This window comes from Streptomyces sp. NPDC044003, from assembly GCF_056435185.1.
This window is the reverse complement of the sequence record NZ_JBWKFA010000015.1, coordinates 79,659-101,460: the sequence shown is the minus strand read 5'-3', so window position 1 is coordinate 101,460 and position 21,802 is coordinate 79,659. Positions and strand designations below refer to the sequence as shown.

Sequence of the window (21,802 nt, the reverse complement as noted above, 5' to 3'; positions counted from 1 at the left end):
CTCAGGTGACCCTGCGGGCGCGGTGCTTCACCGCGCGCAGGCGCGCCTCGGTGGGCAGTGCCGGCAGGCCCGTCGACGTACGGGCGTGGGTGAGGGCCTCGGTGCTGAGGGTGGTCAGGGCGTCGCCCGGGGAGGCGTACGGCTCCAGGAGGAGCGCGATCCGGGTCCGGGGGGCGCCGCGGCGGCCCGTGAGGGAGACCTTGGCCCGGGCCACGCCCTCCTGCGCGGCGGCGTCCGCCTCCAGGACGCTCTCCAGGGCCCGGCCGCGCAGCACCGCCTCCTCGCCGTCGCCGGTGTCGACGAGGACCTCGGCGAGCCGGGCCCGCCGGAACTGGACGAGCAGCCACCACAGGGCGAGAAGGACGACGAGCCCGAGGACGGCGATGACCACCGGCCACCACCAGCTCTCCTCCCGCCAGTGCTGCCGCTGGGCGGTGGTGAGCAGGACGTCGGAGGGACCCGACCAGGGCCACCAGGACGGTACGGACAGGTCGGTGGCGGCCGCGAGGACGGCGCCGCCCCCGAGGACGAGGAGCATCCCGGCGAGCCCGAGCAGGACGCGGTTGACGCGCCGGAGGACGACGGTCACTTGGCCTTCCCTTCCTTCCGGGGCGGCCGGGCCACCCGAACCGACTGCGCGGGCGGATGGGCGAGGCCGAGCTCGTCGACGCCGCCGGCGAGCACCGTCTCCACGTCGGCCCGGACCTCGTCGAGGGCCCGGAAGTGGGACACCGCCCGGACGGCGACCTTGGCCCGGCCGACGCGCACCCGGACGGACTGCACCCCGGAGACCTCCATGACGCGGTCCCGCAGGGTGAGCGCGGCGGCCTCGCGGTCGAGGCCCGCCCGGACGTCGGTGTGCTCGCGGCGCATCGGGAGGACGGCGCGCAGCCCGGGGGTGGCGGCCAGGACGAGCAGCCAGACGCCGAGCACGACGGCGACGGCCGCGCCGACGACGATCGCCGTGTCGTCGAGCGGCCGGGTCGCGAGGGCGTCGGCGAGCTTGCGCCGCCAGGCCATCGCGGAGCGGTCGGCCCGTACGGACGCGACGTCGTAGAGGAGCAGCCCGGTGCCGCCGAGGACGACGGCGGCGAGCAGGGCGGCGGGGATGCGGCGGACGGACCAGAAGCGGCGGACGTGCGCCGCGGGGGCGCCCGCGCCGGGCACGGAGGTGCCTTCGGGGGGCGCGGGGTCCGGGGTGGCGGTCATGCGAGGCGGCCCCTCGGCTTGGCGTGGCGGGTCTGCGCGGAGTGGAGGCGCTCGACCTGGACGTCCACCTCGTGGACTTCCAGGCCGACGAGCTGCTCCACGCGCGCGCGTACCCGGCTCCGGACGGCGCCGCACTGCCGGCCGACGTCGGAGGGGTAGTCGAGTTCGAGGCTCACCGAGACGCGGGCGATCTCCCGGTGGACGACCACCGAGGCGTGCGGCTTCGATCCCCCTGCGGGGACGGCGTCGAGGCCCTCTCTGGCCGCCTGGGCGGCGATCTTCGCGACGACCCGGTCGGCGATGGTGGTCGCCCCCCGGTCCCGCACCCCGTCCCGTACCGGGTCGTCTGCCAGGTCCGTCACCACCCCGGGTCACCGCCGCCGGTCGCCGCGGTCGCGTCCCCGGAACAGATCGCCGGGTTCGAGGTCTCCGTCGAGGAACCGGCCGGCCACGAAGCCGATCGCGCCGAGAGCCGCGACCAGCAGAAACGCCCCGAAGCCACCGAAGTATCCGGCGAAGCCGAGAGCCATGCCGGCCACCAGGCCGACCACCGCCATGCTCATTCCGAGCCCCTTTCCTGCCCCCTGTCGCCGGGGTTCCGACGCCTACTGGAGCCGGGGCTCCGGCTCCTCTTCCTCTTCCTCGGGCAGCTTCACGTCGCTGACCGCGATGTTGACCTCGACGACTTCCAGGCCGGTCATCCGCTCCACGGCGGCGATGACGTTCTCCCGGACGTCGCCCGCGACGTCCGCGATGGAGACGCCGTAGTCGACGACGATCTCCAGGTCGAGCGCGGTCTGCACCTCGCCGACCTCGGCCTTGACCCCTCGGGTGACGTTCGACTTGGCGCCGCCGGTGCCGGGGACGCGGTCGCGGACGGCGCCGAAGGTGCGGGAGAGGCCGCTGCCCATGGCATGGACGCCGACGACGTCGCGTGCGGCGAGGCCGGCGATCTTCTCCACGACTCCGTCGGCGATCGTCGTCCGGCCCCGGGAGGCCGGTGCGCCGCCGCCGCGTTTGGTCACCGTGGTGCGGCGCGACTCGCGCGGATCGTCCGTCGCGGTGTCTCCGGTATGAGTGGTGTCCGTCATTATTCAGCCCCTTCTTTCATATTTCGGGGTTCTTCGCCCACATTAAGGGCGCTTGCCCAGATCCGCCCCGGGGATGCGGCAGGCTGGGGGAATGACGACGGCTGAGGGTTGGACGGCTGCGGTACGGGACCGCCTCGCGCCGGGCAGGCTGCTGCCGCTCGGGGCGCCCGGGGACGGCGCGTGGATCACCGAGCGCGCGGCGCGGGGCGTCCTCGACCCGGCCGCCGCGGCGGTACGGGGCGTGGTGCCGGGCGGCCTCCGGATCGGGCCCGACCCGGACGGCGAGGAGGCATCGGCCGATCCGCTCCCGGTGCCGCCGGGCGGGCTCGGGCCCGGGGCGCTGCGGATCGCCGCGGACTTCGGGGCGGTGGTGGGCCGTCCGCTGCCGGAGCTGGCCGAGGAGCTGCGGGCGGTCCTGCTGGGGGCGGCGCGCGACGGTCTCGGACTGCGGGTGACGGCCGTGGACCTGCGGGTGACGGAGCTGCTCGACACGGAGCCGCCCCCGGCGGGGCCGGCCGCTCCCCCGCCGGGGCGGCCCGCTCCGGCGACGGACGATCCGGTGGCCCTGGCGGTCCTGCGGGTCGAGGGCGTGGCGGGCGTGACGGACCTGTGGGGGCCGCCGGTGCGCAGGGGCCCCGATCAGGTGCGGGTGGAGCTGGCGGTGACGGCCGGTCACCGCCCGCTGGACGTGGCACGCGCCGCCCGGAGCGCCGCGACCGCGGCCGCCGAGGGGGCGACCGCGGTCACGGTGCTGGTGTCGGAACTGCGCTGAACGCGCGCGTGCCGCGCCGGTACGTCAGTCGCCGAGGCCCGCCAGGTCGCGCAGGCGGCGGGCCTGGGCGGCGCGCTCGGCGGCGCGCTGCTCCTCGTAGGAGCGGCCGGAGACGCCCTGGAGCAGCGCCTTGGTCTCGTTGACCGCGTCGCGGGGCGCCGCGAGCAGGGCGGCGCCGAGGTCCCGTACCGCCGCGTCGAGCTCGTCGGCGGGCACGGACAGGTTGGCGAGACCGATGCGCTCGGCCTCCTCCGCGTGCACGAAGCGGCCGGTGGCGCAGATCTCCAGCGCGCGGGCGTAGCCGACGAGCGAGACGAGCGGGTGCGTCCCGGTCAGGTCCGGGACGAGGCCCAGGCTGGTCTCGCGCATGGCGAACTGCACGTCCTCGGCGACGACCCGCAGGTCGCAGGCGAGGGCGAGCTGGAAGCCCGCGCCGATGGCGTGGCCCTGGACGGCCGCGATCGACACGAGGTCGCTGCGGCGCCACCAGGTGAACGCCTCCTGGTACTCGGCGATGACCGCGTCGAGGTCCGCGTCGGACCCGCGCGCCATCTCAAGGAAGGACGGCTCGCCGTCGAAGCCCTCGGGCGTGAACGCCTGCCGGTCGAGTCCGGCGGAGAAGGACTTGCCCTCGCCGCGCAGAACGACGACCCGCACGCTGCCGGGCAACGACCGGCCGGCTTCCGTCAACGCCCGCCACAGAGCGGGAGACTGGGCGTTGCGCTTCGCCGGATTGGTCAGGGTCACCGTGGCAACGGCGTCCTCGACGGTGAGCCGTACACCGTCCTTGTCGAATACGAGCTCAGAGTCGTCGAGCGTAGTCATGGGGCGCCTCCGGTTCCGGTGCAGCACTGCAGCGAGATGCTAAGTGACTGCACAGTAACCACCTGGCCGACCGCAGGGTCGACCGGGTGCCCACCGGGAGGTCCCGGTGGACCGGTCGAGCCGCCCCGATGTCAGGCCGAGGCCGCCTTCTTGCCCCGTGTCGCTCCGCCGCGTCCACGCAGCGTGACTCCGGACTCGCTCAGCATCCGGTGGACGAATCCGTAGGAGCGGCCGGTTTCCTCGGCCAGCGCCCGGATGCTCGCACCGGAGTCGTACTTTTTCTTCAGGTCTGCCGCGAGCTTGTCGCGCGCGGCGCCGGTCACCCGGCTGCCCTTCTTCAGAGTCTCGGCCACCCGTGCCTCCTCATGGGAAGTGCGCTCTGGACTTCTCATGATCACCCCTTACGTGCGTCCTGGCCACCCATTCGACAAGGTCCGTGCCGCCGGGTTTGTGGACGAGTACGCAGTCATCACGAACGGAACCTGATATTCCGCAGGGCCGAAAACGCGCCTACGGACCGCTCGGTACGGGAAGTGCCAGGTCAGCGCCGCAAGGGGAACACACGTACGGCGCGGGTCTGCCGGAAGGATTCGGCAGAGCACCGCGCCGGGATGTACGAGAGACCCTCACTCAGATGAAGGATCACCCATGAGCCGAATGATCCAGCCCGGGATGATCACCCGAGGGTTCCTGGGGCCCCGAGGGCCCCTCGGGGGTCAGGCGAGGGCCACCAGGTCCGCGTAGTCCGCGCCCCACAGGTCCTCGACACCGTCCGGGAGCAGGATGATCCGCTCCGGGTCGAGCGCCTCCACGGCGCCCTCGTCGTGGGTGACGAGGACGACGGCGCCCTTGTACGTGCGCAGCGCGCCGAGGATCTCCTCGCGGCTGGCCGGGTCCAGGTTGTTGGTCGGCTCGTCGAGGAGGAGCACGTTCGCCGAGGAGACGACGAGGGTCGCGAGCGCGAGCCGGGTCTTCTCGCCGCCGGAGAGCACGCCCGCCGGCTTGTCGACGTCGTCGCCGGAGAAGAGGAAGGAGCCGAGCGTCTTGCGCACGTCCACGAGGTCGAGGTCGGGCGCGGCCGAGCGCATGTTCTCCAGGACGGTCCGCTCGGGGTCGAGCGTCTCGTGCTCCTGGGCGTAGTAGCCGAGCTTCAGGCCGTGGCCGGGGGTGACCTCGCCCGTGTCGGGCTTCTCCACGCCGCCGAGGAGGCGCAGCAGGGTCGTCTTGCCCGCGCCGTTGAGGCCGAGGATGACGACGCGGGAGCCCTTGTCGATGGCCAGGTCCACGTCGGTGAAGATCTCCAGCGAGCCGTACGACTTGGAGAGCCCCTCGGCGGTCAGCGGGGTCTTGCCGCAGGGCGCGGGGTCCGGGAAGCGGAGCTTGGCGACCTTGTCGGAGGCGCGCACGGCCTCCAGGCCGGAGAGCAGCCGCTCGGCGCGCTTGGCCATGTTCTGCGCGGCGACGGTCTTGGTGGCCTTGGCGCGCATCTTGTCGGCCTGCGAGTTGAGCGCGGCGGCCTTCTTCTCGGCGTTCTGGCGCTCGCGCTTGCGGCGCTTCTCGTCGGCCTCGCGCTGCTGCTGGTAGAGCTTCCAGCCCATGTTGTAGACGTCGATGGTGGAGCGGTTGGCGTCCAGGTAGAAGACCTTGTTCACCACGGTCTCGACGAGGTCGACGTCGTGGGAGATGACGATGAAGCCGCCGCGGTAGGTCTTCAGGTAGTCGCGCAGCCAGACGATGGAGTCGGCGTCGAGGTGGTTCGTGGGCTCGTCGAGGAGCAGGGTGTCGGCGTCCGAGAAGAGGATCCGGGCGAGCTCGACGCGGCGGCGCTGACCACCGGAGAGGGTGTGCAGCGGCTGGCCCATGACCCGGTCGGGCAGGCCGAGGGCGGCGGCGATGGTGGAGGCCTCGGCCTCGGCGGCGTACCCGCCCTTGGTCAGGAACTCGGTCTCCTGGCGCTCGTACTGCCGCAGCGCCTTGTCGCGGGTGGCGCCGGCGCCCGTGGCGATGCGCTCCTCGTTCATCCGCATCTTCTTGATGAGGGTGTCGAGGCCGCGGGCGGACAGGATGCGGTCGCGGGCCAGGACGTCGAGGTCGCCGGTGCGCGGGTCCTGCGGGAGGTAGCCGACCTCGCCGGAGCGGGCGATGGAGCCGGCGGCCGGCTGGCCCTCGCCGGCGAGGCACTTGGTGAGGGTGGTCTTGCCCGCTCCGTTGCGGCCGACCAGGCCGATGCGGTCGCCCTTGGCGACGCGGAAGGAAGCGGATTCGATGAGGACTCGGGCGCCGGCGCGCAGCTCGATGCCGGAAGCGGTGATCACGGACAGACTCCAGGGCGGTGGGGAAACGGCGGAAGGACGACTGGTGGCGGGCTTCGACGCCGCTAATGCACCCAAAGGAGAATGGCCATGCGGCCAGTCTAACGGGCGTCTGCAACTGGTTTTCGGCCATGCGGGGGACGAGGGCACTTTCGGACTTTTCTCACATTCCCGCCGATGCTCTCCAAAAGGGGCGTCAGGTGAGAGATCGTCTGATACTCGGCGCAGGGCGGCGGCCACTGCCGCGGCAGTGACGCGGAGGGTGGTGGACCGTGCAGTTCGACGACGACGCCGACCTGGACACCTCGGAGGTGCGGGACGTCCGGAACAGCCGCATCCCGGGCGGCAGGGCGACCGTCGGCGGCGGCATCATCGGCCTCATCGCGCTGGTCCTCGGCATGCTCTTCGGGGTGGGCCCCGACCAGCTCGGGCTCTCCTCCGGCGGGGACGAGCCGGTCGCGTCCTCCTCGTACGCGGCCCAGGTGAACCAGGCCTGCAAGAAGGGCTCGGACGCCAACGCGCGCCAGGACTGCCGGATCGTCGCCGTCGTCAACAGCGTCCAGGACTACTGGCGGAGCGAGTACCCGCGCCGGGGCGGCACCTACGGGAACGCCGCCACCGTGATGTTCAGCCGACGCGTGGGCACCGCGTGCGGCCCGGCGACCTCGGCGGTCGGCCCCTTCTACTGCCCCGGAGACCGGCAGGTCTATCTGGACCTGGGCTTCTTCGACGAGCTGCGGACCACGTTCGGGGCGAGCGGCGGCCCCTTCGCCCAGGCGTACGTCGTGGCGCACGAGTACGGCCATCACGTCCAGAACCTCATGGGCACCCTGAGCCGCGCCCAGGACGGCCGGACCGGCGCGAACTCCAACGCCGTACGGGTCGAGCTGCAGGCCGACTGCTACGCCGGGGTCTGGGCGCGGCACGCGACGACCACTCCCGACGAGAAGACGGGCCGGCTGCTGCTGACCCGGCTCACCGACGCGGACATCCGGGACGGCCTGGACGCGGCGGCGGCCGTGGGCGACGACCGGATCCAGGAGAGGTTCCAGGGCCGGGTGACACCGGAGAGCTGGACGCACGGCTCGGCGGCGCAGCGCCGACAGTGGTTCTACGAGGGCTACCGGACCGGCGACATGGCCCGGTGCAACACCTTCCGCTGAGTTGTCGGTGGTGACTGCCAGACTGAGACCCGGGTCACATCGAGAGGAAGTGACGGGATGGCTGAGACACCCGACATCTGTCCGGCGCTGCGGTACGCGGACGCGAAGGCCGCGATCAAGCAGCTCACGGAGGGCTTCGGCTTCGGCGAGCACGCCGTGTACGAGGGCGAGGACGGCCGTGTGATGCACGCCGAGCTCACCTGCGGGAACGGCATGGTGATGCTGGGCAGCAAGGGCAGCGGCAGCGCCTTCGACAAGCTGATGGCCGACGGCGGACCGACCGCGGTGTACGTGCGCGTGGACGACGTCGACGAGCACCACGCCCGGGCGGTGGCGTACGGCATCGAGATCGTGATGCCGCCGACGGACCAGGAGTACGGCTCCCGGGACTACACGGCCCGGGACGCCGAGGGCAACGTATGGAGCTTCGGCACGTACGCCCCCGGCGCCGCCGGGTAGTTCTCGGGCTCGGGTGCCGCCGGTCAGGACCGGTCCGGCGGCTCAGGCCCCGCCGGTGTGGACCTGGAAGGCGGCCCGGCGGACCGCCTTGGCCAGGGCCGGGTCCGGGTGGGCCGCGGCCAGGGCGACCAGGACCTGGACCGTACGGGGGTGGCCGACGGCGCGGACCTCGTCGAGCAGCGCCGGGACGGTGCCCTGCACGGCCGAGTCGAGGTGGCGGACCAGCAGCTCGCTCTCGCCGTGGTCGGCGACGGCGGCGGCGGTGTCGACCCAGAGCCAGGTGGACTCCTCGCGGGTCAGCACCTCCTGGGCGTCGTCGGGGTCGGCCCCCTCGTACTCGGCGAGCCAGAGCAGCGCGTACGGCCGCAGCGAGGGCTCGGCGACGGTGGCCCGCACCTCGGCCTCGGCGGGCGCGCCGACGACGCGGAGCGCCTCGAAGGCGAGCCCGCGCAGGAGGGCGTCCTCGCCGCGGGCGACGGCGAGGAGTTCGCTCACGGCGCTGGACAGGGTGCGGGCGGCGAGCCAGGCGCGGTACTCGTCGCGGGCCGGCCCCGGGGTGAGCCGGGCGCAGCCGCGGAGCATGTCCTCGGCGGACTGCTCGATGTTGCCCGCGGGGCTCTGCGCGGCGACGCAGATCTGCTCCAGCTTGACCCAGACCGCCCAGTTGCCGAGCGGGGTCAGGGTGGCGTGGCGCTCGTCGGCGCCGGGGTCCAGGGTGAGCGCGCCGACGGCGGCCAGGCCCTCCAGGGCCCAGTCGAGGAGGGCGGGCAGCCCGTCCAGGGCTGGGGTGTCCGCGGCCTCGGGCGCCGGCTCGGCCGCGGGGACCTCGCAGCGCTCCTCGCGGAGCTCCTCGACGCGCTGGCCGAGGAGGTCGAGGAGGGCGGGGACGAGGACCGGGCCCTGGGAGAGCTGGAGCAGCGAGAGCACCTGCGGGACGGCCTCGACGACCTCGGCGACGGCGCTCGGCGCGACCCCTTCCGGAGCGGGGTGCACCAGGGACCAGGCGTCGAAGAGGGCGACCCAGCCGCGCAGGACGGCCGAGTCGTCGCGGTCCCAGGCGTGCAGCCGCCAGCCGGGGCGTGCGGTGTCGCCGTGCAGCTCGACGAGCCCGGCGAGCCGGGCGCGGTCCCAGCCGGCCCGGATCTGGCCGGGCGTCAGGTCCAGGGCGGCCGCGGCCCGTTCCTGGGTGGGGCCGGCTCCGGGGCCGGTGCGGGGTGCCGTGTCGGCGCCGTGCTCGACGGCGGCCCAGCGGGCGATCCGTACGGCGTCGGCGAGGACGTGCCGGGCCTGGCGGGCGAGCTCCGCGCGGGGCGGAGTGCCCTCGGGCGGCCGCGGCGCCGGCCGGGTGCGCCGGGTCGTCACGGCCCGTCGGGCGGTGGCCAGCGCCCGCGGGCGGACGAGTCGGAGTCTGGAGTTGCGCGCCAATGGTTCATCGGGCTTTCGAGACGTCACGGGGGCAGTCTTCCCGCTGACGGCCCGAAAGCCCAATCGGAATCGGACGCCCCGTCGGATCGGGCCTCGGAGCGGCCGTGGAGGCGCCGTCAGAACAGCGGGGTGAGGAAGCGGCGCAGTGACTCCTCGTAGCGGACGGGGTCGGCGTTCCACATCGCGGCGTGCGGGGCCTGCCGCACGGTCTGCAGGCTGACCCGGTCGGGGCGGCGGGCGGCGAGCTCGACGGAGGGTTCCCAGGGGGCGATCGTGTCGTCGGGGCCGTGGAAGAGGAGGACGGGGACGCGCAGGGCGTCCGGCTCGGAGGCCTCCTGGAGGAGGTCCTCGCGCGGGCTGGTCCTGCCCTGGGCGGCGCGGACGGCGAGCGGCAGCAGGGGGCCGGGGACGTGGTGGGCCGCCGCGAGGTTGCGGAGGGTGGCCGCCCAGTCGAGGACCGGGGAGTCGAGGACGAGGCCGGCGATCCGGTCGCGCACGCCCGATTCGGCGGCGGCGCGCAGGGCCATCGAGGCGCCGGTCCCCCAGCCGTGCAGGACGACCTTCCGGGCGCCCCGGCGGACGGCGTAGCGGATGGCGGCGTCGACGTCCCGCCACTCGGAGTCGCCGAGGTGGGCCAGGCCGTCCGGGGAGGCGGGGGCTCCTTCGTCGCCGCGGTAGGCGGGGACGAGGACGGGGATCTTGCGGTGGTGGAAGAAGGGGACGAGGTTCAGCGGGTGCTCGCGGGTGGTGCCGAGGCCGTGCAGGGCGATCACCCAGGTGGTGCGGGGGCCGGCCACGAGCCAGGCGGGCAGCGGGCCGAGTTCGCCGGGGATCTCGACGTCCTCGTGGGCGAGCCCGAGGGCGCTGATGGGGGTGCCCCGGTGCAGCTGGGGGGTGAGCCGGACGCGGGCGCCGGGCCCGAGGACGCCGAGCTCGACCCGCTCCAGGCGGCGGACGACGGTGTCGGCGGTGTGCGGGACCCGGTCGAGGACGGGGCCGAGGACGGCGTGCAGTCCGGGGGCCTCCATCCCGTAGGTGCCGGGGCGCAGTGAGGCGAGGCTGCGGGTGAGGGTGATCCGCTCGGGTCCCGTGGCGTGCACGGTGAGCCGGGGGTCTCCGGGCAGTGGTCGTTCGGACGGCGCCTTGAGGGCGACGTCGCTGGCGTACCGGCCGGCCGCGATCACGGCCGCGCCGACACCGATCAGGGTGGTGACGGCCGCTGCCGTCGCTGTAGCCGGGCGCACGCTCCCAGTCTCGGCAGGACGGGGTGGAGCTGCCACCGGACGGGGCCGGACGGACCCCGTCCTCGGCGAACCGGAAGGGTCGCTCCCGGGAGTGACATGGGTCTCGTCCGCGGGGTCCCCCGGTCGGATGGTCCTGTCCAGGGAGCGGAACGGGATGCCGGGGGAGGAAGTGGGACAGGTCGTATGTGCCCCGGGAGGACTGGGATGCCCGTGGTTCCGGGGTGACCGCATCGTGGACACCGGGCCCCCCGGGGCGAGAAGCGGAATCTCTTGACACCGGTTAGGGACACCACGTCGCCCGCCCCAGTTCATCTTCCGTTCACTCAGGTTGCCTACGTTCAACGAAACACTGACGTCGAACGATTGCCTGGGTAAATGGAACACATCACGCTGCTGCTCGCCATTGTGGTCGTGACAGCTCTCGTGTTCGATTTCACGAACGGTTTCCACGACACCGCCAACGCGATGGCCACGACCATCTCGACCGGTGCCCTCAAGCCGAAGACGGCGGTGGTCATGTCCGCCGTACTGAACCTCGTCGGCGCGTTCCTGTCCGTGGAGGTCGCCAAGACGATCTCCAAAGGACTGGTCAACGAGGACGGCATCCAGCCCGAAGTGATCCTCGCCGCGCTCGTCGGCGCGATCCTCTGGAATCTGGTGACCTGGCTGGTCGGACTGCCCTCCAGCTCCTCCCACGCCCTCATGGGCGGCCTCATCGGCGCGACCGTCGCCTCGATCGGCGTCAGCGGCGTCAACGGCGAGGTCGTCGTCAGCAAGGTCCTCATCCCGGCCGTCGCCGCGCCGATCGTCGCCGGCATCGCCGCGATGCTGGCCACGAAGCTGACGTACAGGATCGGCGCCAAGACCTCCGAGAAGGACACGGCCAAGGGCTACCGCGTCGGCCAGATCGCCTCCGCCGGTCTCGTCTCCCTCGCCCACGGCACCAACGACGCCCAGAAGACGATGGGCATCATCACCCTCGCCCTGGTCGCCGGCGGCTCCCTGCCCTCCGGCGCCAACCCGCCGGTCTGGGTCATCGTCTCCGCCGGTACGGCGATCGCGCTCGGCACGGCCCTCGGCGGCTGGCGCATCATCCGCACCATGGGCAAGGGCCTCACCGACCTCCAGCCGCAGCAGGGCTTCGCCGCCCAGACCAGCGCGGCCACCGTCATCCTGGCCTCCTCCCACCTGGGCTTCTCCCTCTCCACCACGCACTCCGTCTCCGGCGCCGTCATGGGTGCGGGTCTGGGCCGCAAGGGCGGTGTCGTCCGCTGGTCGACCGCCACCCGGATGTTCGTCGCCTGGGGCCTGACCCTGCCGGCCGCCGGCCTGGTCGCCGCCGGTGCCGAGTACGTCGCCCGTCAGGGCAACTGGGGCGTCTACGTCGTCGCGGCCTTCCTCGCCGCCTCCTGCCTCGGCATCTGGCTCGTCTCCCGCCGCCAGCCGGTCGACCACACCAACGTCAACGAGGTCGACACCGACGCCGAGCCCGAGGGCGTCGTGACCACCGCGATCGCGGCCGTCACCCCGCCGCCGGCCGGTACCGTCGCCGCCGTCGCGGACGAGGACCTGAAGACCACCATCCCCGCGCCGGTCCCCACGGACCCGGCCGCTCCCCCGGCCACCGCCGCGGTCTAAGGAACTGGAACCAAGCATGAAGATCGACTGGGCAGCCCTCGGCTCCGTCTTCGGAGTCAGCCTCGTGGCGACCGTCGCCCTCGTGGGCCTCTTCACCCTCGGTGTCATCGGCCTCTCCAAGCAGGAGCAGGCCGCCGCCCAGGGAGGCTCCGCCGCCCTGGCCCGCACCGGCGCCTACGCCTGCTTCGCCCTGTGCATGGCGGCCGTGGCGTACGGCATCTACCTGATCGTCGCCTGACGTATCGAGCATGACCGGCCGGGCGGTCCGCACCTTCGGGTGCGGGCCGCCCGGCCGCTTGTTTCCGCTGCCGTGTTTGTGGTGCTTCGCACAGTGACGCGGTGCAGGTCAAGGGTGAGTTGACGGCTGTTCTCGGGCCGTGGTGGACTGCCGAGGCCATTACGGCGGCAGTAGAGGAAGTCCGGTGCGATTCCGGCGCGGTCCCGCCACTGTGACCGGATCCGAGGGGTCCGGGAGTCAGGAACTCTCGCCGCCGGTCACGTCGATCCAGGGCGCGGACCCTGAGTGAGGACACATCGCCATGCCCGGCCGCAGCCCCACCTTCTCCAGAGCCACCGGTGTCTTCGCGTACGGCGCGGCGGCCGGACTCGCCGTCGACCTGCTCGTCGGCGATCCCCGCCGCGGACACCCCGTCGCCGCCTTCGGCCGGGCCGCGGGCAGGGTCGAGAAGGCCCTCTGGCACGACCACCGCGGCTGGGGCGCCCTGCACACCGCCGTCTGCGCCGGCGCCACCGTCGCGGCCAGCGCCCTCGCCGCCCGTACGGTACGGGGCAGCCGCGCCGCCTCCGTCGCCCTCACCGCCGCCTCGGTCTGGGCCGTCGTCGGCGGTACGACCCTGGGACGCGAGGCCCGCGCGATCGGCGGCGCCCTCGCCGCGGGGGACCTGGAGGTCGCCCGGGAACGGCTGCCTCACCTGTGCGGGCGCGACCCGCAGTCCCTCGACGGTCCCGCGATGGCCCGCGCGGTCGTCGAGTCCGTCGCCGAGAACACCTCCGACGCGGTCGTGGGCGCCCTCTTCTGGGGAGCGGTCGCGGGCGTGCCGGGCCTGGTCGGCTTCCGCGCGGTGAACACCCTCGACGCGATGGTCGGCCACAAGTCGCCCCGGTACCGCCGCTTCGGCTGGGCCTCGGCCCGCCTCGACGACGTGGCCGGCCGGCCCGGCGCCCGGCTGACCGCCGTGCTCGCGACCGTCGCCGGCGGGAACCCGCGCGGCGCCGTACGAGCCTGGCGGGCGGACGCCGCGAAGCACCCGAGCCCCAACGCGGGACCGGTCGAGGCCTCCTTCGCGGGCGCCCTCGGCGTACGGCTCGGGGGCACCCTCTCGTACGCCGGGCGGGTCGAGCACCGGCCCGTCCTCAACGAGGAGGGGCGGCCCGTCGAGGTCGCCGACATCGACCGCGCGGTCCGGCTCTCCCGCCGGATCACCGGACTGACCCTGGCCGCCTGCGTCGGCGGCCGCATGATCGCGAGCGCGCTGAAGCGGAGGAACGCATGAGGGGTGGGGGGCTGCTCGTCGCCGGGACCACGTCCGACGCGGGCAAGAGCGTCGTCACGGCCGGCATCTGCCGCTGGCTGGTCCGGCAGGGCGTCAAGGTGGCGCCGTTCAAGGGACAGAACATGTCCCTCAACTCCTTCGTCACCCGGGAGGGCGCCGAGATCGGCCGCGCGCAGGCCATGCAGGCGCAGGCCGCGCGGGTGGAGCCGACCGCCCTCATGAACCCGGTGCTGCTCAAGCCCGGCAGCGACCGCTCCAGCCAGGTCGTCCTCATGGGCAGGCCGGTCGGCGAGATGAGCGCCCGCGGCTACCACGGAGGCCGCCAGCAGACGCTCTTCGAGCCGGTCATGGCGTGCCTGGAGGAGCTGCGGGGCACGTATGACGCCGTGATCTGCGAAGGGGCGGGGAGTCCGGCCGAGATCAACCTGCGGCGCACGGACATCGTGAACATGGGCATCGCGCGCGCCGCGCAGCTGCCCGTGGTCGTCGTCGGGGACATCGACCGGGGCGGGGTCTTCGCCCAGTTCTTCGGGACGACGGCGCTGCTCGCGCCCGAGGACCAGTCGCTGATCGCGGGCTACCTGGTCAACAAGTTCCGGGGTGACGTGACCCTCCTGGAGCCGGGCCTGGACATGCTGCACGGGCTCACCGGGCGCCGGACGTTCGGTGTCCTGCCGTACGCGCACGGCCTCGGCATCGACGAGGAGGACGGCCTGCGGGTCTCCCTGCGGGGCACCGTCCGCGAGTCGGTCGTCGCGCCGCCCGTCGGCGCGGACGTGCTGCGGGTCGCCGTCTGCGCGGTGCCGCTGATGTCCAACTTCACGGACGTCGACGCGCTCGCCGCCGAACCGGGTGTCGTCGTCCGGTTCGTGGACCGGCCCGAGGAGCTCGTCGACGCCGACCTCGTCGTCGTGCCGGGCACCCGGGGCACGGTCAAGGCCCTCGCCTGGCTGCGGGAGCGGGGCCTCGCCGACGCCCTCGTCCGGCGCGCGGCCGAGGGCCGGCCGGTGCTCGGCATCTGCGGCGGCTTCCAGGCCCTGGCCGAGCGCATCGAGGACGAGGTCGAGTCGAAGGCGGGTCTCGTCGACGGACTCGGACTGCTGCCCGTACGGGTGCGGTTCGGGGTCGAGAAGACCCTCGACCGGCCGGTCGGCGAGGCGCTCGGCGAACGGGTCGAGGGGTACGAGATCCACCACGGCGTCGCCACCGTGGACGGCGGGGAACCGTTCCTGGACGGGTGCCGGGTCGGCTCCGTGTGGGGCACTCACTGGCACGGCTCGCTGGAGAGCGACGGCTTCCGCCGGGCGTTCCTCCGCGAGGTCGCGGCGGCGGCGGGTCGGCGGTTCGTGCCGGCCCCGGACACGAGCTTCGGCGCGCTGCGCGAGGAGCAGCTCGACCGCCTCGGCGACCTGATCGAGGAGCACGCCGACACGGACGCGCTGCTGCGGCTGATCGAGGAGGGAGCCCCGAAGGGGCTGCCGTTCGTACCGCCGGGGGCACCGTGAGCGCCCGCCCGGTCCAGACATCCGTACGCACCGAAGGAGCGAACCCCCGATGAGCACCCGCTATCCGTTCACCGCCGTCGTCGGCATGGACGACCTGCGGCTCGCGCTGCTGCTGAACGCCGTCAGCCCGGCCGTGGGCGGGGTGCTCGTGCGCGGCGAGAAGGGCACGGCGAAGTCCACCGCGGTCCGCGCCCTCGCCGAGCTGCTGCCTCCCGTGGCCGTCGTCGCGGGCTGCCGGTTCAGCTGTGACCCGGCCTCCCCCGACCCGGGCTGCCCGGACGGGCCGCACGACGACGCACCCGGCACCGCACGGGCCGCCCGGATGGTCGAGCTGCCCGTCGGCGCCTCCGAGGACCGGCTCGTCGGCTCGCTCGACATCGAGAAGGCCCTCGCCGAGGGCGTGAAGGCCTTCGAGCCGGGCCTCCTCGCCGCCGCGCACCGCGGGATCCTCTACGTCGACGAGGTCAATCTCCTCTCGGACCACCTCATCGACCACCTCCTCGACGCCGCCGCCATGGGCGCCTCCCACGTCGAACGCGAAGGCGTCTCCGTACGGCACGCCGCCCGCTTCCTGCTCGTCGGGACCATGAACCCCGAAGAGGGCGAGCTGCGGCCGCAGTTGCTCGACCGCTTCGGTCTCACCGTGGAGGTCGCCGCCTCGCGGGACCCGGAGCAGCGGGTCGAGGTCGTCCGGCGGCGGCTCGCGTTCGAGGACGACCCGGTCGCCTTCGCCGCCCGCTGGGCCGGCGAGGAAGCCGCCCTGCGGGAACGGATCGTCGCCGCCCGGGCGTTGCTGCCGCAGGTCGCCCTCGGCGACGCCGTGCTGCTCCAGATCGCCGCAACCTGCGCCGCCTTCGAGGTGGACGGCATGCGCGCCGACATCGTGATGGCCCGCACCGCGACCGCCCTCGCCGCCTGGGCCGGACGGACCGAGGTCACCTCGGAGGACGTGCGGCAGGCCGCGCTCCTGGCCCTCCCCCACCGCCGGCGCCGCTCGCCCTTCGACGCGCCCGGCCTCGACGAGGACAAGCTCGACGAGACCCTGGAGCAGTTCAAGGGGGACGCGCCGGACGACGATCCCGAGCCGGACGGGCCCGGTGACGGCGGTCCCGGCGGGGGTGGGGGTGTCCCGCCGCAGGGTGAGGGGCCCGAGGGTCCTGCGCCCGATTCCGCCGAGGCACCGGAGAGCGCGCCCGCCCCGCAGGGCTCCGGCGCCGGCGAGCGCGCCGCCGTCAAGGCCGGCGAGCCCTTCCGTACGAAGGTGCTGAGCGTTCCCGGTCTCGGCGAGGGCGCGGCCGGGCGCCGTTCCCGGGCCCGCACCGAGCACGGCCGTACCACCGGCTCCACCCGGCCCCGGGGCGCGCTGACCAAGCTGCACCTGGCCGCGACCGTCCAGGCCGCCGCCCCGCACCAGCGGGCGCGCGGCCGGTCCGGGCCCGGTCTGGTGGTCCGCCGCGACGACCTGCGGCAGGCGACCCGGGAGGGCCGGGAGGGGAACCTGGTGCTCTTCGCCGTGGACGCCTCCGGTTCCATGGCGGCGCGGCAGCGGATGAGCGCCGTGAAGGGCGCGGTGCTCTCGCTGCTGCTCGACGCCTACCAGCGGCGCGACAAGGTCGGTCTCGTCACCTTCCGGGGGCGGGACGCCGAGGTCGCGCTGCCGCCGACCTCCTCCGTGGACGCGGCCGCCGCCCGCCTGGAGAAGCTGCCGACCGGAGGCCGTACGCCGCTCTCCGCCGGGCTGCTCAAGGCCCATGACGTGCTGCGGGTCGAACGGCTGCGGGACCCCTCGCGCCGCCCGCTGCTCGTCGTCGTGACCGACGGGCGGGCGACCGGCGGCGGGGCCGACCCGGTGGCGCTCGCGGCCCGCGCGGCGCGGCTGCACGCCGCCGACGGCACGGCCTCGGTGGTCGTGGACTGCGAGACCGGCCCGGTGCGCCTCGGGCTCGCGGGGACCCTGGCGCGTGAACTCGGCGGCACCGCCGTCACCTTGGACGAGCTGCGCGCCGACTCGATCGCCGGCCTCGTCCGAGACGTACAGGCAGCAGGACAGACAACGCAGACAGCATGGAGGGCCGCTTAATGCCGCAGGGACAGCCGACCGTCGTGCCCGACGACGGTCTCACCACCCGTCAGCGCCGCAACCGGGCACTGGTGATGGTGCACACCGGCGTCGGCAAGGGGAAGTCGACCGCCGCCTTCGGCATGGCGCTGCGCGCCTGGAACCAGGGCTGGCCGATCGGGGTGTTCCAGTTCGTCAAGTCCGCCAAGTGGAAGGTCGGCGAGGAGAACGCCCTCAAGGCGCTCGGCGAGACCGGCAAGGGCGGCACGGTCACCTGGAACAAGATGGGCGAGGGCTGGTCCTGGATCCAGCGCGAGGTCGCCGAGGGCGAGCAGTCCCACGAGGAGAAGGCCCGCGAGGGCTGGGAGCAGGTCAAGCGGGACCTCGCCGAGGAGAAGTACAAGTTCTACGTCCTCGACGAGTTCGCCTACCTGCTGCACTGGGGCTGGATCGACGTCAAGGAGGTCGTCGAGGTGCTGCGCGACCGTCCCGGGCAGCAGCACGTCGTCATCACCGGCCGCAACGCGCCGCAGGAGCTCGTCGACTTCGCCGATCTCGTCACCGACATGTCCAAGGTCAAGCACCCGATGGACGCCGGTCAGAAGGGCCAGCGGGGCATCGAGTGGTAGCACGTCTCGTCATCGCCGCGCCGTCGTCCGGCGCGGGCAAGACCACGGTCGCGACGGGTCTGATGGCCGCGTTCGCCGGCCGTGGTCTGGCCGTCTCCCCGCACAAGGTCGGCCCCGACTACATCGACCCGGGCTACCACGCGCTCGCGACCGGCCGCCCGGGCCGCAACCTCGACGCGTACATGTGCGGTACGGGGCTGATCGCGCCGCTCTTCCTGCACGGGTCGCGCGGCTGCGACCTGGCCGTGGTCGAGGGGGTCATGGGCCTGTACGACGGGGCCGCCGACCAGGGCGAGCTGGCGTCCACCGCGCAGGTGGCGAAGCTGCTCAAGGCGCCGGTGGTGCTCGTCGTCGACGCGTCCTCGCAGTCGCGGTCGGTGGCGGCGCTGGTGCACGGCTTCGCGTCCTGGGACCCGGAGGTGCGGATCGGGGGCGTGATCCTCAACAAGGTCGCGACGGACCGGCACGAGCATCTGCTGCGGGAGGCGCTCGGGGAGTCGGGCGTGCCGGTCCTCGGCGTCCTGCGGCGGGCCCCTGCCGTCGCCACTCCGTCGCGGCACCTCGGGCTCGTGCCGGTCGCCGAGCGGCAGGCCCAGGCCGTGGAGGCGGTGGCCGCGCAGGCGGAGCAGGTTCTGGCCGGGTGCGACATGGAGGCGCTGCTCGCGCTCGCCCGGTCGGCGCCCTCGCTGGACGCCGAGGCCTGGGAGCCGCCCGGGTTGTGGGCAGGCGTTCCGCAGGGCGAGGGGGGCACCCCCGGACGGAGTCCGGGGGAGGGTGGGCACAACCCGACCACCGGGCCGCAGACGGCGAACAAGCCCGGCCGGAGGCCGGTCATCGCCGTCGCCGGCGGGGCGGCGTTCACGTTCTCGTACGCCGAGCACACCGAGCTGCTCCAGGCCGCCGGAGCGGAGGTCGTCACCTTCGACCCGCTCCGGGACGAAGCCCTCCCCGAGGGGACGAGCGGGCTCGTCATAGGCGGCGGCTTCCCCGAGATGTACGGCGAGCACCTGTCCGCCAACGAACCCCTCCGCAAGGCCGTGGCCGAGCTCGCCGCCTCCGGCGCGCCGGTCGCCGCCGAGTGCGCCGGGCTGCTGTACCTGGCGCGGTCTCTGGACGGGCACCCGATGTGCGGCGTGCTCGACGCCAACGCGCGGATGTCGGAGCGGCTCACGCTCGGCTACCGGGACGCCGTCGCCGTCAGCGACAGCGTCCTCGCGCCGGCCGGGGCGCGGCTGCGCGGCCACGAGTTCCACCGCACCGTGATCGAGCCGGGTGCCGGACCGCTGGCGGCCTGGGGCCTGCGGCAGCCGGAGCGGCGCGTGGAGGGCTTCGTGCAGGGCGGGGTGCACGCCAGCTATGTGCACACCCACTGGGCGGGCTCGCCCGAGGTCGCCGCGCGGTTCGTGGGGCACTGCGCGTGAGTTCAGCCGCCGGAGACGCCCACCACGAGCCAGATGAAGGCCACGCCCGCCACCGTGCACAGCACGGTGGAGCGGGCGGGGTGTTCGTGGTGGGCCTCCGGCAGGATCTCGGCGGCGGCGAGGTAGAGCAGGACGCCGCCGAAGAAGCCGAGATAGCAGCCGAGCAGTTCCTCCGGAAGGGTGAACAGGGTGGCGAGTCCGGCTCCGGCGACCGGGGCGACGGCGGCCGCGACGAGCATGGTGAGGGCTCTGCGGCGGGCGTTCCCGTAGAGGCTCGTGATCGTGTACGTGTTGAAGCCGTCGGCGAAGTCGTGGGCGATGACGGCGAGGGCGACGGTGGCGCCCATGCCGCCGCCGACCTGGAAGGCGGCGCCGAGCGCGATGCCGTCCATGAGGCTGTGGAGGATCATCGCCGCGGCGGCCGTCAGACCGACCTGGGGGACCCGCTCGTCGGCGTCGACGCCGTGCGCCGCACGGCGGACGGCGAGGAGCCGCTCGACGACGTGGGCGAAGAGGAAGCCGCCGACGAAGAGCAGCAGGGCCTCGGGGACGCCGAAGACCTTCTTCCCGGCGGCCTCCAGGGCCTCCGGCAGGAGGTCGAGTCCGACGACGCCGAGCATGAGTCCGCCGGCGAGGCCGAGGACGAGGTGGCGGCGGTCGGTGACGCGCCCGGCGACCCAGCCGCCGAAGAGCGTCATGAGGAACGCGCCGAGCGCGACGACTACAGCCATGGGCCTTTGCTATCCGATGGGACGGCGTCCGCGCACCTCGGCGTCGGGGCCCGGTCGGGCGTGCCGGTGGGCGAGGTCCTCGCGCTCGTGGACGCGGTCCTGCGGGAGGCGGGTCTGACGCGCGCGGAGGTGCGGTCGCTCGCCACGCTCGACGCGCGGGCGGCGGAGCCGGGGATCGTGGCGGCCGCCGCGGCGCTCGGGGTGCCGGTGCGCGGGTTCACGGCCGGGGAGCTGGCGGCCGTACCCGTACCGCATCCTTCGGCGCTGCCGCTGGCCGCGACGGGCACGGCGTCCGTGGCGGAGGCGGCGGCGCTGCTCGCGGCGGGGGCGGATGCGGGTACGGACACGGATACGGAGGCGGGCACGCGCGGGGGTGCGGAACCGGCCGTCGGCACGCGCATGGGGGTGGATCCCCGGGCGGGGTCCGTCGTGCCGCCCGTCGGTCGGGCCGTCGGTCGGGCCGGCGGTCGGGCCGGGGTCGTGCTGCTCGTGCCGAAGCGGAAATCCCGGCGCGTGACCTGCGCAATCGCCGCTTTTCTCCCGTTTCGTCCGAACGAAGTGACGTCCGTCGCACGGTTGTTGCCCTTGACGCACGGGTACATCGCTGGCGAGCCTGGCTCACCCCCCACCATCCCCACCCCCCACACGACGGCGGCCATGGACACGCATACCGACGCCCACGACCTGCGCCACCACGGTGACGACGAGGTCAGGGACGAGAAACTCATCGATCTGGCGGTCAACGTCCGGACGAACACCCCGCCGGACTGGCTGCGGAAGCGGATCGCCGACTCGCTGACCGGTCTGGCGGCCTATCCGGACGGCCGGGCCGCGCGGGCGGCGGTCGCCGAGCGGCACGACCTGCCGTCGAACCGGGTGCTCCTCACGGCAGGTGCGGCGGAGGCGTTCGTGCTGCTCGCGCGGGCGCTGCCGGTGCGGCGGCCGGTGGTGGTGCATCCGCAGTTCACCGAGCCGGAGGCGGCGCTGCGGGACGCCGGGCACGAGGTGGGCCGGGTGCTGCTGCGCGAGGAGGACGGCTTCCGGCTGGATCCGGCGGCGGTTCCGGAGGACGCGGACCTGGTGGTGATCGGGAACCCCACGAACCCGACCTCCGTGCTGCATCCGGCCGCCTCGATCGCCGCGCTCGCAAGGCCGGGGCGGATCCTGGTGGTGGACGAGGCGTTCATGGACGCGGTGCCGGGTGAGCGGGAGTCGCTGGCCGGGCGGACGGACGTGCCGGGGCTCGTGGTGCTGCGGAGCCTCACCAAGACCTGGGGGCTCGCCGGGCTGCGGATCGGGTACGTGCTGGCCGAGCCGGAGACGATCGCGGCTCTGGAGCGGACGCAGCCGCTGTGGCCGGTGTCGACGCCGGCCCTGGTGGCGGCGGAGGCGTGCATGTCGCGGGCGGCGCTCGCGGAGGCGGAGCACGCGGCGCACCGGATCGGGGTGGAGCGGGCCCATCTGCTCGCCGGGCTCGCGGAGTTCGACGAGGTGCGGACGGTGGCGGGGGCGGAGGGCCCCTTCGTACTGCTGCGGATCGACGGGGCGGACGTGGTGCGGGAGCGGCTGCGGGGGCTGGGGTTCGCGGCCCGCCGAGGCGACACGTTCCCGGGGCTCGACCGGAACTGGCTGCGGCTCGCGGTCCGGGACCGGGCGACGACGAACCGTTTCCTGCAGGCGCTCGACCAGGCGCTGCTGATCTGCGGCTGAGCCACAGCCCGGAGAGATGCGCGGAAGGGTCCGCGGAGGGCGGTGTCGTCACCACCGCCCTCCCCGGACCCTCGTTTCCCTCCCGGCGCCCCCCG

The 21,802-nt window shown here is 74.0% G+C and carries 22 protein-coding genes and 1 riboswitch; of the genes, 11 read left to right on the top strand and 11 right to left on the bottom strand.

Going from position 1 to position 21,802, the window contains the following annotated elements:
• Position 1: 1 nt before the first annotated feature.
• Genes amaP through AC07AW_RS37400 form a run of 5 tightly spaced genes read right to left on the bottom strand, consistent with a single transcriptional unit; the run spans position 2 to position 2,300 of the window.
• Positions 2–589 carry an alkaline shock response membrane anchor protein AmaP gene (gene amaP / locus AC07AW_RS37420; protein WP_478819914.1) on the bottom strand — a complete coding sequence of 196 codons (588 nt, stop codon included), beginning with the start codon at positions 587–589 and terminating at the stop codon, positions 2–4.
• On the bottom strand, positions 586–1,209 hold the full coding sequence (locus AC07AW_RS37415) for a DUF6286 domain-containing protein (protein ID WP_478819913.1): 624 nt from the start codon (positions 1,207–1,209) through the stop codon (positions 586–588). The genes amaP and AC07AW_RS37415 overlap by 4 nt, the downstream gene beginning before the upstream one ends.
• Complete coding sequence (locus tag AC07AW_RS37410; RefSeq protein ID WP_478819912.1) at positions 1,206–1,571, bottom strand: Asp23/Gls24 family envelope stress response protein; 366 nt, start codon at positions 1,569–1,571, stop codon at positions 1,206–1,208. Before AC07AW_RS37410 ends, AC07AW_RS37415 begins: the two co-directional genes overlap by 4 nt.
• 9 nt (positions 1,572–1,580) lie before the next feature.
• Positions 1,581–1,772: a hypothetical protein gene (locus AC07AW_RS37405; protein WP_056561208.1), complete on the bottom strand. Its 192-nt coding sequence runs from the start codon at positions 1,770–1,772 to the stop codon at positions 1,581–1,583.
• A gap of 42 nt (positions 1,773–1,814) precedes the next feature.
• A complete protein-coding gene (locus AC07AW_RS37400; protein WP_478819911.1) occupies positions 1,815–2,300 on the bottom strand; it encodes an Asp23/Gls24 family envelope stress response protein in 486 nt (161 codons plus the stop codon).
• Between the two features lie 91 nt (positions 2,301–2,391).
• On the opposite strand from AC07AW_RS37400, the gene AC07AW_RS37395 reads away from it, so the two are divergent.
• The gene (locus AC07AW_RS37395) at positions 2,392–3,072 is read left to right on the top strand and encodes a hypothetical protein (RefSeq protein WP_478819910.1); all 681 of its coding nucleotides are present in this window, start codon (positions 2,392–2,394) and stop codon (positions 3,070–3,072) included.
• 24 nt (positions 3,073–3,096) lie between these two features.
• Here the strand turns inward: AC07AW_RS37395 and AC07AW_RS37390 are convergent, their stop codons facing one another.
• From AC07AW_RS37390 to AC07AW_RS37380, 3 genes are all read right to left on the bottom strand, one after another.
• Entirely contained in the window at positions 3,097–3,897 is an 801-nt protein-coding gene (locus AC07AW_RS37390; RefSeq protein ID WP_478819909.1) for an enoyl-CoA hydratase/isomerase family protein, read from the bottom strand.
• A 131-nt stretch (positions 3,898–4,028) separates the two neighbouring features.
• Complete coding sequence (locus AC07AW_RS37385; RefSeq protein ID WP_006123601.1) at positions 4,029–4,250, bottom strand: helix-turn-helix domain-containing protein; 222 nt, start codon at positions 4,248–4,250, stop codon at positions 4,029–4,031.
• A gap of 363 nt (positions 4,251–4,613) precedes the next feature.
• Positions 4,614–6,212, bottom strand: coding sequence for an ABC-F family ATP-binding cassette domain-containing protein (locus tag AC07AW_RS37380; protein WP_478819908.1), 1,599 nt, complete (start codon positions 6,210–6,212; stop codon positions 4,614–4,616).
• A 269-nt stretch (positions 6,213–6,481) separates the two neighbouring features.
• Here AC07AW_RS37380 and ypfJ point away from each other — a divergent pair, with 269 nt between their 5' ends.
• Entirely contained in the window at positions 6,482–7,372 is an 891-nt protein-coding gene (ypfJ, locus tag AC07AW_RS37375; RefSeq protein WP_478819907.1) for a KPN_02809 family neutral zinc metallopeptidase, read from the top strand.
• 57 nt (positions 7,373–7,429) lie between these two features.
• Positions 7,430–7,831, top strand: a complete 402-nt coding sequence (locus tag AC07AW_RS37370) for a VOC family protein (RefSeq protein WP_478819906.1) — start codon at positions 7,430–7,432, stop codon at positions 7,829–7,831.
• Between the two features lie 42 nt (positions 7,832–7,873).
• On the opposite strand, the gene AC07AW_RS37365 is transcribed toward AC07AW_RS37370, so the two are convergent.
• Positions 7,874–9,283: a hypothetical protein gene (locus tag AC07AW_RS37365; RefSeq protein WP_478819905.1), complete on the bottom strand. Its 1,410-nt coding sequence runs from the start codon at positions 9,281–9,283 to the stop codon at positions 7,874–7,876.
• A gap of 89 nt (positions 9,284–9,372) precedes the next feature.
• On the bottom strand, positions 9,373–10,500 hold the full coding sequence (locus AC07AW_RS37360; protein ID WP_478819904.1) for an alpha/beta hydrolase: 1,128 nt from the start codon (positions 10,498–10,500) through the stop codon (positions 9,373–9,375).
• A gap of 375 nt (positions 10,501–10,875) precedes the next feature.
• On the opposite strand from AC07AW_RS37360, the gene AC07AW_RS37355 reads away from it, so the two are divergent.
• The 7 genes from AC07AW_RS37355 to AC07AW_RS37325 all read left to right on the top strand — a co-directional run bounded on the left by AC07AW_RS37355 (position 10,876) and on the right by AC07AW_RS37325 (position 19,266).
• Entirely contained in the window at positions 10,876–12,138 is a 1,263-nt protein-coding gene (locus tag AC07AW_RS37355) for an inorganic phosphate transporter (protein ID WP_478819903.1), read from the top strand.
• A gap of 16 nt (positions 12,139–12,154) precedes the next feature.
• Positions 12,155–12,376, top strand: coding sequence for a hypothetical protein (locus AC07AW_RS37350; RefSeq protein ID WP_478819902.1), 222 nt, complete (start codon positions 12,155–12,157; stop codon positions 12,374–12,376).
• A gap of 126 nt (positions 12,377–12,502) precedes the next feature.
• Positions 12,503–12,642, top strand: a riboswitch (cobalamin riboswitch).
• Between the two features lie 35 nt (positions 12,643–12,677).
• The gene (locus AC07AW_RS37345; protein ID WP_478819901.1) at positions 12,678–13,652 is read left to right on the top strand and encodes a cobalamin biosynthesis protein; all 975 of its coding nucleotides are present in this window, start codon (positions 12,678–12,680) and stop codon (positions 13,650–13,652) included.
• Positions 13,649–15,157: a cobyric acid synthase gene (locus tag AC07AW_RS37340; protein ID WP_478819900.1), complete on the top strand. Its 1,509-nt coding sequence runs from the start codon at positions 13,649–13,651 to the stop codon at positions 15,155–15,157. Before AC07AW_RS37345 ends, AC07AW_RS37340 begins: the two co-directional genes overlap by 4 nt.
• A 49-nt stretch (positions 15,158–15,206) precedes the next feature.
• Complete coding sequence (locus tag AC07AW_RS37335; protein ID WP_478819899.1) at positions 15,207–17,237, top strand: putative cobaltochelatase; 2,031 nt, start codon at positions 15,207–15,209, stop codon at positions 17,235–17,237.
• The gene (gene cobO, locus AC07AW_RS37330; RefSeq protein WP_384118311.1) at positions 17,237–17,845 is read left to right on the top strand and encodes a cob(I)yrinic acid a,c-diamide adenosyltransferase; all 609 of its coding nucleotides are present in this window, start codon (positions 17,237–17,239) and stop codon (positions 17,843–17,845) included. The genes AC07AW_RS37335 and cobO overlap by 1 nt, the downstream gene beginning before the upstream one ends.
• On the top strand, positions 17,839–19,266 hold the full coding sequence (locus AC07AW_RS37325; protein ID WP_478819898.1) for a cobyrinate a,c-diamide synthase: 1,428 nt from the start codon (positions 17,839–17,841) through the stop codon (positions 19,264–19,266). The genes cobO and AC07AW_RS37325 overlap by 7 nt, the downstream gene beginning before the upstream one ends.
• A gap of 2 nt (positions 19,267–19,268) precedes the next feature.
• Here the strand turns inward: AC07AW_RS37325 and AC07AW_RS37320 are convergent, their stop codons facing one another.
• Complete coding sequence (locus tag AC07AW_RS37320) at positions 19,269–19,997, bottom strand: ZIP family metal transporter (RefSeq protein ID WP_478819897.1); 729 nt, start codon at positions 19,995–19,997, stop codon at positions 19,269–19,271.
• Between the two features lie 60 nt (positions 19,998–20,057).
• Here AC07AW_RS37320 and cobC point away from each other — a divergent pair, with 60 nt between their 5' ends.
• On the top strand, positions 20,058–21,707 hold the full coding sequence (gene cobC, locus AC07AW_RS37315) for an Rv2231c family pyridoxal phosphate-dependent protein CobC (RefSeq protein WP_478819961.1): 1,650 nt from the start codon (positions 20,058–20,060) through the stop codon (positions 21,705–21,707).
• Positions 21,708–21,802 lie beyond the last annotated feature (95 nt).

Bases quoted from the DNA above. Each gene is read 5' to 3' on its own strand.
- AC07AW_RS37355 (WP_478819903.1), top strand. From the start codon at position 10,876: ATGGAACACATCACGCTGCTGCTCGCCATTGTGGTCGTGACAGCTCTC.
- AC07AW_RS37405 (WP_056561208.1), bottom strand. From the start codon at position 1,772: ATGAGCATGGCGGTGGTCGGCCTGGTGGCCGGCATGGCTCTCGGCTTC.
- cobO (WP_384118311.1), top strand. From the start codon at position 17,237: ATGCCGCAGGGACAGCCGACCGTCGTGCCCGACGACGGTCTCACCACC.
- AC07AW_RS37335 (WP_478819899.1), top strand. From the start codon at position 15,207: ATGAGCACCCGCTATCCGTTCACCGCCGTCGTCGGCATGGACGACCTG.
- AC07AW_RS37415 (WP_478819913.1), bottom strand. From the start codon at position 1,209: ATGACCGCCACCCCGGACCCCGCGCCCCCCGAAGGCACCTCCGTGCCC.
- AC07AW_RS37350 (WP_478819902.1), top strand. From the start codon at position 12,155: ATGAAGATCGACTGGGCAGCCCTCGGCTCCGTCTTCGGAGTCAGCCTC.
- AC07AW_RS37370 (WP_478819906.1), top strand. From the start codon at position 7,430: ATGGCTGAGACACCCGACATCTGTCCGGCGCTGCGGTACGCGGACGCG.
- AC07AW_RS37340 (WP_478819900.1), top strand. From the start codon at position 13,649: ATGAGGGGTGGGGGGCTGCTCGTCGCCGGGACCACGTCCGACGCGGGC.
- AC07AW_RS37400 (WP_478819911.1), bottom strand. From the start codon at position 2,300: ATGACGGACACCACTCATACCGGAGACACCGCGACGGACGATCCGCGC.
- AC07AW_RS37320 (WP_478819897.1), bottom strand. From the start codon at position 19,997: ATGGCTGTAGTCGTCGCGCTCGGCGCGTTCCTCATGACGCTCTTCGGC.
- AC07AW_RS37395 (WP_478819910.1), top strand. From the start codon at position 2,392: ATGACGACGGCTGAGGGTTGGACGGCTGCGGTACGGGACCGCCTCGCG.
- AC07AW_RS37390 (WP_478819909.1), bottom strand. From the start codon at position 3,897: ATGACTACGCTCGACGACTCTGAGCTCGTATTCGACAAGGACGGTGTA.
- AC07AW_RS37345 (WP_478819901.1), top strand. From the start codon at position 12,678: ATGCCCGGCCGCAGCCCCACCTTCTCCAGAGCCACCGGTGTCTTCGCG.